The sequence below is a fragment of the Bradyrhizobium altum genome (assembly GCF_020889705.1).
Classification (GTDB): Bacteria; Pseudomonadota; Alphaproteobacteria; order Rhizobiales; family Xanthobacteraceae; genus Bradyrhizobium; species Bradyrhizobium altum.
This window is the reverse complement of sequence record NZ_JACMYP010000102.1, coordinates 1-18,318: the sequence shown is the minus strand read 5'-3', so window position 1 is coordinate 18,318 and position 18,318 is coordinate 1. Positions and strand designations below refer to the sequence as shown.

Sequence of the window (18,318 nt, the reverse complement as noted above, 5' to 3'; positions counted from 1 at the left end):
GCGTGCGGCGCGATGGATTGCTTCGCTCCGCTCGCAATGACGCTTCCGGCCAAATCCTCACGCGCAAACTGGAACTTTTTTCCGTGTCCCGCCTTCTTATTTGGGGCGGTCTGAGTGGAGATTCGTCCATGTTCAAAGAACTCATCACCGGAGCTGTCGCCATCGGCCTCATCGCAGCTCCAGTAGCCGCAGGTGCGATGTCGACCCAGGACAAGTCCATGTCGACCCATCACAAGACCCACAAGGTCCATCATGCGCAGAAGAAGATGATGGCGCCCGGCACCACGACCGGCATGTCGAGTGGAACGACGACCGGGCAATCGACCGGCGCCAAGGCCAAGACAGGGTACTGAGCACGTTCAACGCCGCGCGGCGCGCTGACGATCGTTGACGTGAACGGCGCGCCCTCACGGACCACGCACGAGATGAGGCGATGTCAGCCCATCTCGGCGATCCGGCGTGCGTAGAGCCGTCGCAGCGGCTCGAGCTGCGTCGCCGCGGTGGCGGCAAGATAGGCCTGCCGCGCCTCGTCCTTGCGGCCGAGGCGGCGCAGCAGATCGGCGCGCACCGCGGGCAGCTGGTCGTATCCCCTCAGGCTGCCGCGCGCGTCCAGCGCGTCGATCAGATCGAGCGCTCGCGCCGGGCCGTCGACCATCGACACCGCAGCGGCATGATTGAGCTCGATCACCGGTGACGGGCTGATGCGGAGCAGCACCTCATAGAGACCGGCGATCTGCGGCCAGTCGGTATCCTCATAGCTGGGCGCTCGCGCATGCAGCGCGGCGATCGCAGCCTGCACCGCGTAGGATTGCGGCCGGCCCGGCATCTGCAGCGCCTCCTCGACCAGCCTCACACCTTCGGCGATCTGCAGAAAATCCCACAACGAACGGTTCTGCTCCTCGAGCAGCACGATGTCGCCACCTGCGGTCTGACGGCCGGCGCGGCGCGCATCGTGCAGCAGCATCAGCGCAAGCAGGCCCTTGATCTCGCCGCGCGCCGGAATCAACCGATCGAGCAGCCGCGCCAGCCGGATCGCCTCGCGCGCGAGATCGGGCCGCATCAGATCCGCGCCGGCGGTCGCGGCATAGCCCTCGGTGAAGACGAGATAGATCACGGCAAGCACGCCCTCAAGGCGCGGCTCCAGCGCCTCGCGCTCCGGCACCTCATAGGGAATGCCGGCGAGCTTGATCTTCTGCTTGGCGCGCAACAGCCGCTGCGCCATCGCGTCCTCGCTGACCAGAAAGGCGCGCGCGACCTGCGCCGTGGTCAGGCCGCACACCGTGCGCAAGGTCAGCGCAACCTGCACCTCGGCGGCAAAGGACGGATGGCAGCAGGTGAAGATCAGCCTCAGCATGTCGTCGTCGAGCGTCGCATCGGCCGGCTCCGGCGATGGCTCCGCGTCCAGCAACAAGTGGTTCGTCAATTGCTGCTGCTTGCCGCGAAACGAAACCGCGCGGCGGACGCGGTCGATCGCCCGGTTGCGGCCGACATTGACCAGCCAGGCGCGCGGATTGGCGGGGAATTCGCCGATCGGCCAGCGCTGCAGCGCGACCGCGAAGGCATCCTGCAGGGAATCCTCGGCCAGATCGAAATCGCCGACGAGACGGATCAGCGTTGCGAGCGCCCGGCCCGCCTCGTCGCGGAAGATTTTCTCGATCTGGCTCGGGGTCATGGCCATCAATCGTTGCTCAACGACCGCGCCGGACGGCGCGGCCGTTGCATTCATGATGCGAGAATGGCGTCATCGCGGGTTGTCGTAGATCATCACCGGCCTGACTTCGATCGAGCCGGTCTTGGCGCCGGGAATCCGCGCCGCGAGGCCGAGCGCGGTGTCGAGATCCTTGGCCTCGACCAGATAGTAGCCGCCGAGTTGTTCGCGGGTTTCCGCGAACGGCCCATCGGTCGTCAGCGTCTTGCCGTCACGCACCCGCACGGTGGTGGCCGTCGACACCGGCTGCAGCCCGTCGCCCGCCTTGAAGTGCCCGCTCTGGATGATGGACTGGGTGTAGGCGCCGTACTCCGCCGTCACGGCCTTGCGGTCGTCAGCGGTCATGTGGGCGTATTCCGCATCGCTCCGGTAGATCAGCAGCAAATATTGCATCTCGTCTCTCCTCTTGATCGGCTGGATCGCCGACACCCAGTCGAACGGGCGGCAGGTCAAACGACATCTTCAGGATAAATTATTTTGGCCGCCTTGGCCGCCGTTATCCGCTTGACGGATCGGGCGGAAACGCCCATGCCGTGTGGGTCAGTCGGCCGGACGGCCGCTCCCGCTGGTGCCGAAAGGCCGCGGGGGAGGAAAGTCCGGGCTCCATCGACATGCGGTGCCGGATAACGTCCGGCGGGGGCGACCCCAGGGAAAGTGCCACAGAGAACGAACCGCTCCCTCCTCGGAGGTAGCAAGGGTGAAAAGGTGCGGTAAGAGCGCACCGCGTTTCCGGCAACGGAGACGGCATGGCAAACCACACCGGGAGCAAAACCGAATAGGGACGGCAACGCGGTTAGTTCGCGCACGCGCGATAACACCGCAGGGCGATGTCAGGCCCGCTGTCCGGGTAGGTTGCTCGAGGCAAGGCGCAAACCTTGTCCCAGAGGAATGGCCGTCGCGTACCATTCGCAAGAATGGTGCCCTACAGAACCCGGCTTACAGGCCGGCTGATATTTTGGAGTATGAAGGGCTCGGCGTAACACGCCGGGCCCTTCGCCATTTTCAGTAAACTTCATTCCAGCTACGCGCGCCCGCGGCCGGTCGAGCCGACCCATCGTCTTGCGTCAGAACGACCCGAACGCGGTGCCGATTGCAATCACCGCGGCGAGAGCAATAACGGAACTCACAATGCCGACCATGACGATGTCGAGATAGCTGTCGCGATGCTTGAGCGCGCAGATCGCAAGCAGGCTAACGACCGCGCCGTTGTGAGGCAGAATGTCCAGGGTTCCCGAGCCGATCACCGCGACGCGATGCAGAAGGCCGGGATCAATACCCGCCTCCGCGGCAAGACCCATATAGGTCTTGCCCAGCGCGTCGAGCGCAATCGTCAAGCCGCCGGAAGCCGACCCCGTCAGCGCGGCAAGGATGTTCGTCGCGACTGCGAGCGACACCAATGGGCCGCCCTCAATTCGCAACACCCACTCCCGCACCACGCCGAAAGCGGGAAGCGAGGCGATAACGGCGCCGAACCCGACAAGGCTTGCAACGCTCAGCGCCGGCAGGACCGACGCATTGGCGCCGGCATCCATGGTTCGTCGCAGTGCGGGCAGTCGCGTCCAGTTGCAGAGTATGACCGTCACGATCGCTCCCGCCAACGCCACGACAACCGACCAGACACCGGCCACGGCAGCCATTGATGTATTTCCCCATCGCTGTTCGGCCAGGAATGAGAAATCAAGCCGGGGCAGGACAACGAGCGACATCAGCAGATTGACTGCGACAACGACGATCAGGGGAAGGATGGCGTTGAAGACCGGGACGGCGGCGTCGCTGTGATGTCCGTGGCGGATCTCCGCCGGGTCGAATTCCCGCGCCGTCGTCGCCCGCTCGCGCAACAACTCATCGTCGACTGCATCCGCCGAAACCGGCGGCTCGTCGCCATAGCCCTCATTTGCGCGACGCGCCGCTTTCTCTGCGCGAAGAAGCCACCACAGCCCGACACCAAGCATGATGATCGATGCGACAACGCCAAGGCCCGGTGCGGCAAACGGCGTCGTGCCGAAGAAAGGCATCGGTATCGCATTCTGTATCGACGGCGTGCCCGGCAGCGCCGACATGGTAAAGGTCGAAGTCCCGAGAATAACCGCCGCCGGCACCAAACGACGCGGAATCCCTGCCGTGCGAAACAACGACTGCGCCATCGGAACGATGACGAAGAACGCGACGAAGAGGCTGACGCCGCCGTAGGTGACCAGTGCACCCGCCAGCACGACCGCAAGGATGACACGGCGCTCGCCCAGACATCGGGAGATGAAGCCCGCGACCGCACCGACCGCGCCACTGTCATCCATCAGCTTCCCGAACACGGCGCCGAGCAGGAAAATAGGAAAGAACTGCGCGAGAAACTCCGACGCGCTGCCCATGAAGGTCTGCGTCCAGTTGGCAAGCAACGGCTCGCTACCGAAGGCTGCGGCCACCAACGCACAGAGCGGCGCGAGCAACAGGACGCTCCAACCGCGGAACGCAAGACCGACCAGCAGTCCAAGCCCGACGAGAATGCCGAGTAGACCCATCCGCTCAGCACTCCGCCAGCAGAATATCCAGATCGGCGGTCGAGCGCTCACCGATATCGGCGCCATGCGCGTCGAGGAATTCGCCGGCGGCACGCCGCCCCTCCTCGTGCAGCTTGGTCACGAACGCCCATTCGGCATTGAGCTTGGATGATGAACCGAACGTCGCAAGCATGTCGCTCTTGATCCGATGCGTTTTCATCTGGGCCCAGCGGGCGCCTTCTCCGGTGCCGGGGTCGGCAACCTGACGAAGCAACGCGATCATCCGCAGCTCCTTTGCCAGCGGCGAATTGAATGAGATCTCGTTGAGCCGGTCGAGAATGTCAGCGGCCGTGCGCGGCTGCTCCGGCCGCTCGGTCGGGTTGATCTGGACCACGACCGTATCGTGTGCCTCGGTCTCGCGGACCAGCGGCGTGACCGTGGGATTGCCCGCATAGCCGCCGTCCCAATAGGACTCGCCATCGATCTCGATCGCACGAAACATCGTTGGCAGGCAGGCCGACGCGAGCAGGACATCCGCGGTAATCTCCGCGTTGCGAAAAATCCGCCCCCGCCCCGTACGGACCCGTGTGGCGGTTATGAAGAGCTTGATCGGCGCGCGCGCAAGGCGCTCGAAATCGATGCTGTCGTTCAATATGTCGCGCAGCGGATTGAAGCCGAGAGGATTGAGGTCGTAGGGTGAAAGCATCCGCGACATCAGATCCGTGAAGAGATAGGCCGGAGAGCTGTCGAGCGACCAGCGTCCCATCAGACGGTCAAGCGGCGAGCGTTGCAACGGACTGAATGCGGCGGCGCGTGAAACGCTTCGCCAGTATTTTTCAAGCGCTTCGCGTGCGCCCGCAGCGCCGCCCGCGGTCCAGCCATCCGCCAGCACGGCAGCATTCATCGCTCCGGCCGATGTCCCGGATATGCCCGCGATCTGAAACCATGATTCTTCGAGAAGTCGATCCAGCACGCCCCATGTGAACGCGCCATGCGATCCTCCACCCTGGAGCGCCAGATCTACGAGTACGGGGCTGCGGTTCATGAGGCCATGTTCACCAGCACGCGAGGCGCTGATTATGTCGCGGTTTGGCGGAACATGCGAGACAAAGTTGCGGTCACCGCCCGGTTCGGATGGCGGACTTCGCGAAGGATGTTGCCTCGTCACGCCGCGAAGCGAACCCATCACGTCAGTGCCGTCATAGGCGCACGTTTCTTAAAAGGCGACATAATGGGTTGGCGGGCGTAGAGTGTGTCCCTCGCGGAGGATCGCAGATGGACCTTCAGAAGATCATGGCGAAGGCAAAAGACATCGCCAGGAGCAGCGGCACGATCACAACCGAGCAACTGAACGGGATGTGCCCCAACAACATGGAGCCCGATGACATTGCGGCGCTCTTTGCGGCTCTGCGGACTGAGGGGATACGTCTCAAGGACAGCGAAGCAGAAAAGTAGGAGCCACCGTCTGTCGGCGCTATGGCAAGGCGATCAATCGCTGCGATCGAAGCACTGTCCCAGTTTGGATGTTGGCCGATTGGCCATCCGGCGGCATTGCAGCTATGATCCGCCAGAGTTGGACGTGTCCTTCTGCCCCAAGATTCAAGAAAATCAAGAGGAGGAATGGTAATGTCGGTCGCCTGCAAGTTCGAGCGCAGCATTCTCAGCCACGAAGAATATGAAGCAATCCGCCTGACGCATCATCCCGCCATCTATGGCGTCGAGGTGTCCGAGCTTGAAGCCATGCGCCCCCGCTTGCGCAAGATGCGCGACAAGGAGCGAACGGTCGGCCGGCAAAAGCAGCGAGAGAGCCGCGGAAAAGCCGAGGCTCGCGGGGCAAGCTTTCCGGGAACCGCCAAGCATGCTTCAGAGCGGAAGCAAGTGTTCGCAGCGGCGTTGAAGCGGGTGAACACGGAGCTCAAGCGTCAGTACAATCTGGCGACTCGGACTGCGCATGTTGAAGCGGCTCGAAAAGCCCTCGCGCTGCACCGAGCTGCGAACTTCACAGCCCGTCCCTCGGCCGGAGCAACCGTGAGCGAAGGCATGGCGCCGAAGCCAAGCGAACGCCGGAGAAAGATCATTGCAGGCGCGAAAATCGGACGAGTGTCACAGGCGACGAAGGTCGCTCAGGCCGTGCGCGACGCGCGTGGCGCATGACCCCAGGCTAAACAGACGCACCTGATTGCTCCGCGGCGAAGCTTGGCATCGCCCCGGAATAGCGGCGCGTCAGGAAACGATCTCCATGAGCAGCGCCATCAACGTCTCCGGCGCGGTGACGTTCGGCGAGTGGCTGGCGTCGATCTCGAAATAGCGCCAGCCGGCTTCGTTCTTGATGCGCCTGGCGAACTGGCCGAACGTATCGGCTTGGGTGGTGCGGGTGGCGTAGACGTAGCTGCGCGGCAAATTCGTTTCGCCGTGTTGCAGCTTCAGCTTCTGCTCGAAGCATTTGATCGGCATGTCGACGCGGCGCGCGGTGAGCCATTCGACATCTGCGGGAGACGTATCCGGCGGCGTCGGCATCGGCGGGATGCGCCAACCGTCGCCGTCGCTCGCGAGCTCGCGCATGGTCTCGATGGCCAGCTCGTTGAGGTCGAAAAGGGACTGGCCGTCGCGCGGCACGAAGGCGTCGATATAGATCATCTGCGCGATGCGCTCACGCACCCGGTCGGCGACGCCGGTCGCGACCATGCCGCCGTAGGAGTGGCCGACCAGCACGATGTCGCGCAGATCCTCGTACGAAATGACGCTGAGCATGTCCTGGATATGCGCCTCCAGGTCGAGCCCTTGATGCGCAAGGTGCGCGCGCTCGCCGAGCCCGGTGTAGCTCGGCGTGACGAGCCGGTGCCCGGCGGCCTGCATCAAGGGATGCATTTTCTTCCACGCCCATCCGGCCGACCAGGCGCCGTGACAGACCAGAAAGGTTTTGGACGAACGCGCAGTGGACGAACTCGCAGTCATGGGGATGCTTCCATTCCGATTATCGTTGATGAGCCGCGATTTTGAAGTGTACCCACGATGCACGTTGTGTAAACGTGCAGTCGCTCCCTCCCTTTGTTATTCCGGGATGGTCCGAAGGACCAGACCCGGAATCTCGAGATTCTCAGGCGCGCAATTGGGCGCCATAGTTCGATGCTTCGCATCGCCCCGGAATGACGATCGAAAGGCCACGATGACCCCGGCAAGCTACGCGGTCCTGTTCTTCGGCGCGCTTGCCGGCGGCTTCGTTTCCGGTCTTGCCGGCTTCGGCACCGCGCTGATGGCGCTCGGCATCTGGCTCTATGTGCTGCCGCCGACGCTTGCGGTGCCGCTGGTGCTGGTCTGCTCGGTGATCGCGCAGGTGTCGACGCTGCCGTCGATCTGGAAGAGCATCGATTTCCGCCTGGTCTGGCCGTTCGTCATCGCGGGCCTCGCCGGCGTGCCGATCGGCATTTTGCTGATCGCCCGCGCCGACCCCGAGGTCTTCAAGCTGACGATCGGCGTCTTCCTGCTGGTGTTCCCGACCCTGCTGTTCCTGCAGCGCAAGCCGATGTCGATCGCCTTCGGCGGCAAATGGGCCGACGGCGCGATCGGATTTGCCGGCGGCATCCTCGGCGGCCTCGCCGGACTGTCCGGCCCGCTGCCGATCCTGTGGGCGAGCGTGCGCGGCTGGGGCAAGCAGCAGCGCCGCGGCGTGTTTCAGATCTTCAACTTCACGATCCTGGCGGCCGCGCTCCTGGTCCAGATCGCGAGCGGCCTGGTGAAGCCCGAACTGATCTGGTTGACGGCCTGTGCGTTTCCAGGAACGCTGCTCGGCGCCTGGCTCGGCTCGCGCCTCTACCACGCGCTCAGCGACCGCAATTTTTCCGACGTCGTGCTGGTGCTGCTGTTCCTGTCCGGCGTGGCGCTGGTGTGGAACGGGCTGGCGCCGAGATAGGCTCGTCCCTCGCGGCGAGCGCGATTGTCGAGGACACTCGCGACGTCAGCGATCACAGAGCCGGTAAGTCGAGACGTGCGAACGAGAGTCGGCGGTGAATGGCGCACCGCGCCAATCCGCCGACCTGATCTCAAGTTCGAAACCGGCAAGCCGAGCCATCAGATCCAGTTCCGCGGGCCAGACATAACGGTGGGTGGACCGCGCCAAGGTCGCCCGCCGATCATCGTCAAATGTGATGTGGTGCGATACGACGCACTGACGCACCACGTCATAAGTATCCAAGCCGATGTAGCCCGGCTCCGACTGCCAGACGACCGCTTCCTGGGTGGGCGGCAAGCGGCGCAGTTCAGGAACCCAAAGCTCGATCACGAACCTCCCGCCGGGGTTGAGGTGCCGTGCGGCGTTTCGAAAACATTCCACCTGCTCGTCCTGGGTCAGCAGGTTCGATATCGTGTTGTAGACCAGGTAGACCAGTGCGTAGCGCCCCGGGGCGGATGCGGTCGCCATATCACCCACAACGACCGGAATCCTTGATTCGTCGACCTTGGTACGCAACTGGTCGATCATCGCCGTCGACATCTCTATTCCCGCGACGGCAACGCCTCGCTCGCTGAGCGGAACGGCGACGCGTCCCGTACCAATGGCAAATTCGAGAGCGCCGCCCTCGCCCGCCAACTCCGCGAGCCGATCGACCGCCGGCCGCAGCAACTCCGGTGCAAACATTCCGGTGCCGGGCGTGTCGTAGGCTTTGGCAGTCTCGCTGTCCCAGACCTCGTCCTTCGGCATGTTCATCGTTCCGTTCCCCTCGTCGTCGCGTTGGCGGAGCGATCCGAACATGGTCGCATCACTCCGCCGCCGCAGCCTGGCCGAACTCGGTCGCCTGCCGCTCGAACAGGCCGCGGTAGATACCGCCCTGCCGGGCGGCAAGCACCTCGTGCGTGCCCTGCTCGACGATCTCGCCGCGATCGAACACCAGGATGCGATCCATGCTGCGCACGGTCGACAGCCGGTGCGCGATCACGATCGAGGTGCGGCCCTTCATCAGCCGCTCCATCGCCTGCTGGATCAGCGCCTCGGATTCCGAATCGAGGCTTGAGGTCGCCTCGTCCAGGATCAGGATTGGCGCATCCGCCAGGAAGGCACGCGCCAGCGCCACGCGCTGCCGCTCGCCGCCCGACAGCTTGACGCCGCGCTCGCCTACCAGCGTGCCGTAATCCTTCGGCAGCCGCATGATGAAGTCGTGCGCATTGGCAAGCCGCGCCGCCTGCTCGATCGCCTCCATGCTGGCGCCCGGCCGGCCGTAGGCGATGTTCTCCGCCAGCGTGCGGTGAAACAGGATCGGCTCCTGCTGCACGATCGCGATCTGGCTGCGCAGCGATTGCTGCGTCGCCTTGGCGATGTCCTGACCGTCGATCAGGATCTTGCCGCCGGAGACGTCGTAGAGCCGCTGCACCAGCTTGACGAACGTCGTCTTGCCGGAGCCGGAGCGCCCGACCAGGCCGACGCGCTCGCCGGCATCGATGTCGACCGACAGCCCGTTATAGAGCGGCAAGCGATGGCCGCCATAGTGGAACGTGACGTCGTCGAACACGATGCGGCCGCCCTGGATGTCGATCGTCCCGGCATCATCCGCGTCGACAATGCCGAGCGGCTCGCCATGGATCTGCACCAGCTCCTCCATGTCGTTCACCGAACGCTGCAGGTTGTTGATGTGCATGCCGACATCCCGCAGATAGGCGTGGATGATGTAGTAGCTGGTCAGCACATAGGTGACGTCGCCCGGCGTGGCGTGGCCGGCGCCCACAGTAGAATCGCGCCGCCGATCACCGAAGCGCGGAAGCACAGCAGCACCAGGAGTTGCGCCGTCGAGGTGTGGTTGTAGCGGAGCCAGGTCCGCCGCACCCGCCGGCGCCAGCGGCTGATGACGCCGTCAAGCCGCATATCCTCGCGCGTCTCGGCGCCGAACGACTTCACCACCGCATTGCAGGTCAAGGCATCGGCCAGCGTGCCGCCGACCTTGGTGTCCCACGCATTGGAGACGCGCGCCGCTGGCGCGACGTAGCGCACCTGGAACACCATGGTCATCGCGACATAGATCACCGAGCCTACGGCAATCACCGCGCCGAGCGATGGCCAGTGCAGCCCGAGCAGGATCATCGAGCCGAGCAGCACGACGAACGACGGCAACAGCGCCATCAGGATGGTGTCGTTCAACAGGTCGAGCGCCCACATGCCGCGCGTGACCTTGCGCACGGTGGAGCCGGCGAACGAATTGGCGTGCCAGTCGGTCGAGAAGCGCTGCACGCGCATGAAGGCCTGCTGCCCGACATCGGACATCGTCTTCAGCGTGAAGGGCACGATGGTCTGGATCCCGACCAGCCGCAGCATCAGCGACAGCGCGCCGAGGCCGACGATGGCACCGAACGCCAGCATCGCCGCATGGCGCGCGGCGGCATCGGTGGCGCCCGCGGTCAACGCATCGACCAGATGGCCGGAGAACACCGGCATGAACAGGTCGGCCGCGGTCGCACCGAGGAAGCCCGCTGTCACGGCGAAAGCGCGCAGCGGCTGCTCCAGCCAGTGGCGGAACACGAATGGCAGGACGATCCGGATCGCGGCCGGTCGCTTGGTCGTCAGAGAGGTCATGGCACATTCCGGCCACGCTTCTGCAGCGCAAGCCGGCTCCATCTGAGGCGACATGCGGACGGAATCCGACCGCTTATGTCGCTGGAAATTGTAAATAACGTGTTGGGAAGTTTGGGTGATCGAGGATAAGGCCCGATCAGCGCCGGGAGCTAACGCGAAGGCGCGTCAAGCACCGTCGAACGCGGGCGCGCGATCTGCGAAACAAACGACTTCATGCGCATCTCCCGGGTTCGAGTAAGGAATGCGCTGCTTATAAATGCATCACGCGCGATTGGCAAGATGACAAGCGCGTGAGTGCGTCAATGTGTCGGTGATGCAACGCTCTGCCCGCGACCGGGCGCACCGCGCGCGCAGCCGATGCGCTCAATGCGCGTCGCCGCCGCCTGCGGTCATCGACGGCGGCTTGTTGACGAACAGCACCAGCAGGCTGAGGCCGACATAGAACAGCGACAGCATGAAGAAGGCGTCGCCATAGCTCATCACCTGGGCCTGGCGGTGCACGAGCTGCGAGAGCTGCTTCATCGCCATGATGGCGGAATCGCCCATGCCCTGCATGCGCTGGGTGAACATGTTGAGGGTCTCGACCGCGGTCGTGTTGCCCCAGGTCACGCGGTCATGCAGCCGCGAGATGTGCAAATCGGTGCGGTCGTTGAGCACCTCGTTGATGACGGCGAGCCCGACCGCGCCGCCAAGGTTGCGCATCAGGTTGAACAGGCCGGAGGCATTCTTGACGCGGTCCTGCGGCAGCGTGGCGAGCGCGATGTTGTTGGTCGGCACCATCGCGCACATCATGCCGATGCCGCGCAGCACCTGCGGCAGCAGCAGCTCGTAGAAATCATACTCGCGGGTGATCCAGGTCATCTGCCAGGACCCGAGCGCGAAGGTGACGAGGCCGAAGGCGATGATGTAGCGCAGATCAACCTTCTGCATCAGCCGGCCGACCACCGGCGCCATCAGGAACATGGTGACGCCGGAGACGAACATGGTCTCGCCGATCATCAGCGCGCTGTAGCCGCGGATCTCGGCGAGATAGCGCGGATAGACGTAAGTCAGGCCGTAGAGGCCGATGCCGATGCAGAACTGCAGCACGCAGCCGACCGCGAAGTTGCGGTTGGAGAAGGCGTAGAGATCGACGATCGGCTCCTCAGCGGTCAGCACCCGCCAGAAGAAGGCGACCGCCGAGACGAAGCCGATCGCGGCGCAGACCGCGACCGAGGTGTCCTGCAGCCACTCATATTGCGGACCTTCCTCCAGCACATATTCGAGCGAGCCGAGGAAGCCGCCCATGAAGATCAGGCCCCACCAGTCGAAGCGATCGAGCAGCGCAAAGTTCGGCTGGTCGAAATCGACCAGCGCCAGCACGCCGATGGTGATGATGACGCCGGGCACGATGTTGATGAAGAACAGCCAGTGCCACGACATCAGATCGGTGATGTAGCCGCCGACGGTCGGCCCGACGGTCGGCGCCAGCGTCGCGACCAGCCCGATGATCGGCGCCACGATGTAGAACTTGGAGCGCGGGAAGATGGTGTAGGCCGAGGCGAACACCGTCGGGATCATGCCGGCGCCGAGGAAGCCCTGCAGCGCACGCCACAGGATCATCTGCTCGATCGAGGAGGCGAAGCCGCACAAGAGGCTCGACACCGTGAAGCCGAACGCCGAGATCGCAAACAACAGCCGGGTGCCGAGCGCGCGCGACAGGAAGCCGGACAGCGGGATCGCGATCACCTCCGCGATCAGATAGGCGGTCTGCACCCACGACACTTCGGTCGACGACGCCGACAGGCCGGCCTGGATCTCGGTGAGCGAGGCCGAGACGATCTGGATGTCCAGGATCGACATGAACATGCCGAACACCATGATGATGAAGGCGACCACCCGCTTGGGCTGGAGCCGCTCGGACTCCGGGGCGCCGGTCATCATCGAGGGAGAGGCAGTGGTCGCGTCGGCCATGGGCTTATCAGGCTCCGCGCTTCGAACCCGCGGTCCGAAGCTTCAAGGCATCACTGCGGATGGATCATCATCGGCGCGTCGAGGTCGGTATCGGCGTCGGCATCGGCCGCGCCCTCGCGGGTGTCGACCGTGGTGTAGACCGACATGCCGGCGCGCAGCATGCCCTGCTTCGCGACGCTGTTCGGCACCCGGATGCGGACCGGCAGACGCTGCACGATCTTGGTGAAGTTGCCGGTGGCGTTGTCGGGCGGCAGCAGCGTGAACACCGAGCCCGCGGCCGGCGAGATGCTGTCGACGATACCGGTGAACTTGCGGAAGCCGTAGGCGTCGACCTTGATCGTCACCCGCTGCCCGGTGCGGATACGCTTGAGCTGGGTCTCTTTGTAGTTGGCGTCGATGAAGACGCCGTCGAGCGGCACCACATTGCCGAGCCGTTGGCCGACATTGATGTAGTCGCCGGTGTTGACGAGACGGTTGGAGAAGGTGCCGTCGACCGGCGCGCGCACCTGGGTGAAATCGAGATCGCGCTCGGCCTTGGCGAGCTGGGTCTGCAATTCGGCGAGCTGGGCGCGGGCCTCGGCCTGCTGCGCCTTGGTGACATCGACGTTGCTCTTTGCGGCGTCGTAGGCAGCCTGCGCCGACCTTACGGCAGCGGCGCCCTGGTCGCGGCCGGCTTCGGAGACTTCGAAGGTGGCGCGCGAGGCAAAGCCCTTGGTGCTCAGCGCCTGCTGGCGATCGAAATCGAGATCGGCGCGCTTCAGGCCGGCTTCGGCGGAGACGAGCTGCGCCTGCGCCTGCTCGACCGAGCTTTCGGCCGCCGCGACCTGGCGACCGATGCGCTCGATCGTCGCCTGCTGGGTCGCGATCCGCGTGCGTGCGGCGTCGACCGCGATGCGATAGTCACCGTCATCGATCCGGAAGATCACGTCGCCTGCACGCACCAGCGCGTTGTCGCCGGGCAGGATCGCCGCGATATGGCCCGCGACGCGCGCGCCGAGCATGGTGTTGTTGGCGCGGACATAGGCGTCGTCGGTCGAGATGTAGAAGCGCCCGATCAACAGGTAATAGGCGGCATAGCTCGCGCCGGCGAGCGCGAGCAGCCCGAGCACGCCCATCATCACAAATCTGCGCTTGCCGGATTTCGGCGCTGCGGCAGCGGGCGACGCCGCCGGCTGTTCGGGCGCAGAAGCGGGCGGCGCCTCGGCGGGACGCTTGTCACCGGGACCCTTTTCGCCGGGACTCTTGGCTTCGTCGGCCCTTTTGGCTTCGTCAGTTCTGGCCTGCTCGCCGAGATCGGCGGATGCGTCGCGCGCCACCGCGTCCGCGGCCATCTCGGGCCCGGAACGAACAATGCGTGCAGCCTGATCCCGTGCTGCGGCCATAACCGAGGCTCCCCACCAAAATTCTTGACGCGCGCAATGGCGGAAGAACGGCCGTGCGGCGCATCGTCACTCCCACTAATACCATTGACCGAACGGTTCGGTCAATCTACATTCCCGCCCAGCGGATTATAAGGCTTCGATTCTTCCCGGACTGATTCTGGGTTGAGTTCTTTGGTGAGAAGCTAAATCAATGGTTGCAGCGCCCCCAAACCCCCTCCACCTCGTCGTCGGCGATGAGGAGTCCTCGAAGCGCCGCCAGATCCTGGACGGCGCCCGCAAGGTATTCCTGGAGCTCGGCTTCGACGGCGCCAGCATGGGCGAGATCGCCCGCGCCGCGGGGGTCTCCAAGGGCACCCTGTACGTGTATTTCCCCGACAAGGCCGGGCTGTTCGCGGCGATCGTCGAGGAGGAGAAGCGCGAGCAGGGCAAGGTCGCCTTCAACTTCGATCCGGCACGCGACGTCGACACCACCCTCCCCGAATTCGGCCGTGCCTATGTAGCGGTGCTGTGCCGGCCCGGCGGCGGCTCCGCGATTCGCACCGTGATGGCGATCGCCGAGCGGATGCCCGAGCTCGGCAGCCGGTTCTACACCCATGTGATCGCCCACACCGTCGACCGCTTCGCCGCCTATCTCGAGGCGCGCGCCGCGCTCGGCGAGCTCGTGATCGACGACTATCAGCTCGCGGCCTGGCAGTTCATGCAGATGTGCCAGGCAACGCTGTTCCAGGCGTTCATCTTCCAGGCCAATCCGTCACCCTCGCCGGAGCGGATCGCAACCGTCGTGGACAGCGCGACGCGCGTGTTCTTCGCGGCATACCGGCCGAAGCAGGCGAATTGATCCCCCGCCGTCGCAAGACAGGCGAGTGAAGGTCCAATCCGACTATTTCTTTTGGTAGGACCGCAACTTGGCGCTTGTCGCGCGACGCCACCTCGCGCGACAATTCCCTGCATGAACGGGGATATCGACCCAGATCAAATGTCCAGCGTGATGGCGCGGCTGGGGGAGGCAGTGGTCGACCCGACGGCGTGGACCGACATCATGACGTCGATCTGCGAAGCGGTGGGCGCAACCGGCGCCGTGCTGCTGCAAAGCGACGTGCGGACCCCGGACGTGCCGCGCACCGCGTCGACCGAAGAGATGGTGCAGCTCTACTTCGCACACAACTGGCATGAGCAGGATTCGCGCGCTCCAGGCGTTCCGCGAGCAATGGCCGGCGAAGTGATCACCGATCAGGACTTGCTGACGCCCGAGCAGATCCGGTCGGATCCGATGTACAATGAGGTGCTGTATCCGTTCGGCTTCAAATGGTTCGCCGGCATCGGCTTCTGGGCCGACAGCGCACCGTGGGTGCTGACGTTGCAGCGCACCGAAGAGGAAGGACTTTTCGAGACACGCGAGACACGGCTACTGGCTCAGCTGGGGCCGCGCCTGACGGAGACAGCGACGCTGTCGACTGCGGTCGGCCGCATCGCGCTCGCCTCCATGACCGGCATTCTCGACCGGGTGCGACAGCCGGCCGTCGCACTCGATCGCACAGGCCTCGTGATCGATCGCAACGAAGCCGCCGATGCCGGCTTCGATGCGGACATCAGGATCAGGGATCGCCGGCTGATCGTGCGCGACAAAGCGGCACAGGCGCGGCTTGATCAAGTCATCGATCTGATCCGCGCCGCACCCGAGCGCGCGGCGCTGCCGATCGAGCCGATCCTGATCCGCCGTACGCACAAGGGGCCGGTGGTGTTGCGCGTGTTGCCGATCGACGGTGCGGCACGCAACGTCTTCCTCGGCGCGCGGGCGATGCTGGTCTTCGTCAATTTGACGCCACGCGCGATGCCCGAGCCCGGCATGATCGCGAAGGCATTCGGCCTCACGCCGGCAGAAGCGCGGCTGGTGGCGCTGCTCGCGGGCGGCCTCTCGATCGCCGACGCTGCCGAACGGCTCGGGATCGTTCGCGACACGGCACGCAACCAGTTGAAGTCGGCCTTCGCCAAAACCGGCACGCACCGCCAGCCCGAACTGGTCAACCTCGTCCTTCGGATCGCCTGAGCATGGCGCCGCACCATACCGGCCGAAGCAGGCGAACTGATCTTTTCGTCATTGCGAGCGAAGCGAAGCAATCCACCCTTCTTGCTCGCGGCCCGATGGATTGCTTCGCTCCGCTCGCAATGACGGAGAGCCATTATCGCGCTACCATGGCTGTTGCGCCGCTAATTCGAGGTGATCATCCGCAATGAACGACCTCACCATCCGGCAGATGCGATCAGACGAGATCGCGCTCGCGATCGACTGGGCCGCGGCGGAGGGATGGAATCCCGGTCTCGCCGATGCGCCCTGCTTTGCCGCCGAAGGTCCGCAGGGCTTCTTCATCGGCGAGATGGACGGCCGGCCAGCCGCGGTGATCTCCTGCGTCAATTACGGCGCGGGTTTCGCTTTCCTCGGCTTTTACATCGTGCGCCCGGATCTGCGCGGCCGCGGCTACGGTCTGAAGATATGGAATGCGGCCATCGCGCACGCGGGGCCGCGCGTGATCGGGCTTGATGGCGTGGTGGCGCAGCAGGCGAACTACCAAAAGTCCGGCTTCGCGCTCGCTTACGCCAATGTGCGCTACGGCGGCGCGGTCACCGCACCGTCCGCGCCGAACGCCGGCATCGTTGCGCTGGCCGATCTGCCCATCGCGCTGGTCGAGGCCGATGACGCCACGGTGTTTCCCGCACCGCGCCCGGCCTTCCTGCGCGCCTGGATCAACACATCAGGACATGTCGGGCGCGCGCTGATGCGCGACGGCAGGCTGGCCGGCTGGGGCGTGATCCGTCCGTGCCGCACCGGCCGCAAGGTCGGCCCGCTGGTTGCCGACGACCGCGCCGGCGCCGAGACCATTCTTTCGGCATTGCTTGCGAGCGCAGGCGGCGGCGACATCTTCCTCGATGTCCCCGTGGCCAACCGCGACGCCGTGGCGCTGGCGCAAGGCCTCGGGCTGTCGCCGGTGTTCGAGACCGCGCGGATGTACACCGGCGCGATCCCGCCATTGCGGATCGATCGCGTGTTCGGCGTTACGACGTTCGAGCTCGGCTAGAGGAGCCCGTGCGTTCAAATGACGCATGATCGCGGACGCGGTTCCTGTGAAGCGGCTCATAACGCGATTATTCAATAGGGAAATACACCTCTGGTTGAGCGAGGGAGCCGGTTCGGCGCACTTCCGCGCGCTGTGCTCGTTCGCAACAGAAGGAGGTGTCGCATGGCGTTCCTGTTTTTCAATTTCCGCAGCATGGGTCTTAGCGAGGCACTCGCCAATGTCGGCGAGCTCAAGGGCGTCGTCGCCAACACGCTGAAGCAGAACGGCTTCACCGATGTCGTCAATACCCAGTCAGAGGTTGCCGGCAACAAGAACGGCGTCCGCGTGTCCATCCTGCATCTGCACAATGTCGATCGGCAGTTCTGGCAGGTGTTCATGGCCGGCGGCGATACCGCGGCCACCAAGCAGACGCTCGACGACGTCGTGAACAAGGTCGAGCACCTCGCCTTCCTCTAGAGCCTTCGGTTCTGATTGAATCAGAGCTGGAGCTGCGGCGTCGTGCGAAATCCCCGCGGGCAAGCCGCGGGGATTTGCGCCCCCTAAAGCGCGATGAGATCAGGTTGAATCGTCATCGCGCTTTAGCTCATTGTTTAAGCATGATCTCGTCGGAATACCGCTTCGCACTTTTCCGGATCATGCTCTAGTTCGCCGCGGCGTTGACCCGCGGCGCGGCGACGTTGTCCTGCTCCAACTCCTCGGGCAGTCCGGCGAAGCGGCGCAGCGCCTTCGCCATCTTCACGCGCCCGGCGACGCCGGTGATGATGACGTCGACCATCACGAACGACGAGTGGAAGTGGCCCTGCGCCTTGAGCTGCTCGACCTTGACGCCGGCCTTCGCGAGCGCGTCGCCATAGGCATTCCCCTCGTCGCGCAGCGGATCGAACTCCGCAGTCGCGATGAACGCCGGCGGCAGGCCTTCGAGCTTGCCGCGCAGCGGCGCGACACGCGGATCGGTGCGGTCGGCCGGCGAGCAGTACAGGTCCCAGAACCAGAACATCAGCCCGCGGGTCAGGAAGTAGCCGGCCGCGTTGTCGACATAGGACTGCCGGTCGAACGAGGAGTCGGTGACCGGGCAGATCAAGAGCTGGCCCGCGATCTCGGGCCCGCCGCGATCGCGCGCGAGCTGGCAGGTCACGGCCGCAATGTTGCC

Annotated in this window: 17 protein-coding genes, 1 other RNA gene and 1 pseudogene; 9 read left to right on the top strand and 10 right to left on the bottom strand. The window is 64.7% G+C overall.

Annotated elements, in window-relative coordinates; genetic code table 11:
• Nucleotides 1–128: 128 nt before the first annotated feature.
• The gene (locus H8B02_RS23630; protein ID WP_229168495.1) at nt 129–353 is read left to right on the top strand and encodes a hypothetical protein; all 225 of its coding nucleotides are present in this window, start codon (nt 129–131) and stop codon (nt 351–353) included.
• Nucleotides 354–436: 83 nt separating this feature from the next.
• On the opposite strand, the gene H8B02_RS23625 is transcribed toward H8B02_RS23630, so the two are convergent.
• Entirely contained in the window at nt 437–1,672 is a 1,236-nt protein-coding gene (locus H8B02_RS23625) for an RNA polymerase sigma factor (protein ID WP_229168503.1), read from the bottom strand.
• Between the two features lie 69 nt (nt 1,673–1,741).
• Nucleotides 1,742–2,101 carry a YciI family protein gene (locus tag H8B02_RS23620; RefSeq protein ID WP_176529817.1) on the bottom strand — a complete coding sequence of 120 codons (360 nt, stop codon included), beginning with the start codon at nt 2,099–2,101 and terminating at the stop codon, nt 1,742–1,744.
• Nucleotides 2,102–2,248: 147 nt separating this feature from the next.
• On the opposite strand from H8B02_RS23620, the gene rnpB reads away from it, so the two are divergent.
• Nucleotides 2,249–2,663: RNase P RNA component class A (gene rnpB / locus H8B02_RS23615), an RNA gene on the top strand.
• Nucleotides 2,664–2,772: 109 nt separating this feature from the next.
• Here rnpB and H8B02_RS23610 read toward each other — a convergent pair.
• Nucleotides 2,773–4,224 (bottom strand): GntP family permease, encoded by a 1,452-nt coding sequence (locus H8B02_RS23610; protein ID WP_229168494.1) that lies wholly within the window; start codon nt 4,222–4,224, stop codon nt 2,773–2,775.
• Nucleotides 4,225–4,228: 4 nt separating this feature from the next.
• Entirely contained in the window at nt 4,229–5,248 is a 1,020-nt protein-coding gene (locus tag H8B02_RS23605; protein ID WP_229168493.1) for a patatin-like phospholipase family protein, read from the bottom strand.
• A gap of 230 nt (nt 5,249–5,478) precedes the next feature.
• Here H8B02_RS23605 and H8B02_RS23600 point away from each other — a divergent pair, with 230 nt between their 5' ends.
• Nucleotides 5,479–5,658 (top strand): hypothetical protein, encoded by a 180-nt coding sequence (locus tag H8B02_RS23600; protein ID WP_229168492.1) that lies wholly within the window; start codon nt 5,479–5,481, stop codon nt 5,656–5,658.
• A gap of 171 nt (nt 5,659–5,829) precedes the next feature.
• Nucleotides 5,830–6,357 carry a hypothetical protein gene (locus H8B02_RS23595; RefSeq protein WP_229168491.1) on the top strand — a complete coding sequence of 176 codons (528 nt, stop codon included), beginning with the start codon at nt 5,830–5,832 and terminating at the stop codon, nt 6,355–6,357.
• Nucleotides 6,358–6,426: 69 nt separating this feature from the next.
• Here the strand turns inward: H8B02_RS23595 and H8B02_RS23590 are convergent, their stop codons facing one another.
• Complete coding sequence (locus H8B02_RS23590; RefSeq protein ID WP_229168490.1) at nt 6,427–7,158, bottom strand: alpha/beta fold hydrolase; 732 nt, start codon at nt 7,156–7,158, stop codon at nt 6,427–6,429.
• A 211-nt stretch (nt 7,159–7,369) separates the two neighbouring features.
• On the opposite strand from H8B02_RS23590, the gene H8B02_RS23585 reads away from it, so the two are divergent.
• Nucleotides 7,370–8,113, top strand: coding sequence for a sulfite exporter TauE/SafE family protein (locus tag H8B02_RS23585; RefSeq protein ID WP_229168489.1), 744 nt, complete (start codon nt 7,370–7,372; stop codon nt 8,111–8,113).
• Nucleotides 8,114–8,158: 45 nt separating this feature from the next.
• Here the strand turns inward: H8B02_RS23585 and H8B02_RS23580 are convergent, their stop codons facing one another.
• The 4 genes and pseudogenes from H8B02_RS23580 to H8B02_RS23565 all read right to left on the bottom strand — a co-directional run bounded on the left by H8B02_RS23580 (nt 8,159) and on the right by H8B02_RS23565 (nt 14,094).
• Complete coding sequence (locus H8B02_RS23580) at nt 8,159–8,950, bottom strand: class I SAM-dependent methyltransferase (protein ID WP_229168488.1); 792 nt, start codon at nt 8,948–8,950, stop codon at nt 8,159–8,161.
• 7 nt (nt 8,951–8,957) lie between these two features.
• Nucleotides 8,958–10,759, bottom strand: a pseudogene (locus H8B02_RS23575) (ABC transporter ATP-binding protein).
• 363 nt (nt 10,760–11,122) lie between these two features.
• A complete protein-coding gene (locus H8B02_RS23570; RefSeq protein WP_229168487.1) occupies nt 11,123–12,712 on the bottom strand; it encodes a DHA2 family efflux MFS transporter permease subunit in 1,590 nt (529 codons plus the stop codon).
• A gap of 50 nt (nt 12,713–12,762) precedes the next feature.
• Nucleotides 12,763–14,094 carry an HlyD family secretion protein gene (locus H8B02_RS23565; protein WP_229168486.1) on the bottom strand — a complete coding sequence of 444 codons (1,332 nt, stop codon included), beginning with the start codon at nt 14,092–14,094 and terminating at the stop codon, nt 12,763–12,765.
• A gap of 190 nt (nt 14,095–14,284) precedes the next feature.
• Between H8B02_RS23565 and H8B02_RS23560 the strand changes: the two genes are divergently transcribed.
• The 4 genes from H8B02_RS23560 to H8B02_RS23545 all read left to right on the top strand — a co-directional run bounded on the left by H8B02_RS23560 (nt 14,285) and on the right by H8B02_RS23545 (nt 17,624).
• Nucleotides 14,285–14,932 carry a TetR/AcrR family transcriptional regulator gene (locus H8B02_RS23560; protein ID WP_212310564.1) on the top strand — a complete coding sequence of 216 codons (648 nt, stop codon included), beginning with the start codon at nt 14,285–14,287 and terminating at the stop codon, nt 14,930–14,932.
• A gap of 138 nt (nt 14,933–15,070) precedes the next feature.
• Nucleotides 15,071–16,141, top strand: coding sequence for a helix-turn-helix transcriptional regulator (locus tag H8B02_RS23555; protein WP_229168485.1), 1,071 nt, complete (start codon nt 15,071–15,073; stop codon nt 16,139–16,141).
• 184 nt (nt 16,142–16,325) lie between these two features.
• Nucleotides 16,326–17,168, top strand: a complete 843-nt coding sequence (locus tag H8B02_RS23550) for a GNAT family N-acetyltransferase (RefSeq protein ID WP_229168484.1) — start codon at nt 16,326–16,328, stop codon at nt 17,166–17,168.
• Nucleotides 17,169–17,330: 162 nt separating this feature from the next.
• Nucleotides 17,331–17,624, top strand: coding sequence for a hypothetical protein (locus H8B02_RS23545; protein ID WP_092115942.1), 294 nt, complete (start codon nt 17,331–17,333; stop codon nt 17,622–17,624).
• A gap of 184 nt (nt 17,625–17,808) precedes the next feature.
• Here the strand turns inward: H8B02_RS23545 and H8B02_RS23540 are convergent.
• A partial coding sequence (locus H8B02_RS23540) for an alpha/beta hydrolase (RefSeq protein ID WP_229168483.1) occupies nt 17,809–18,318 on the bottom strand: 510 nt, incomplete at its 5' end.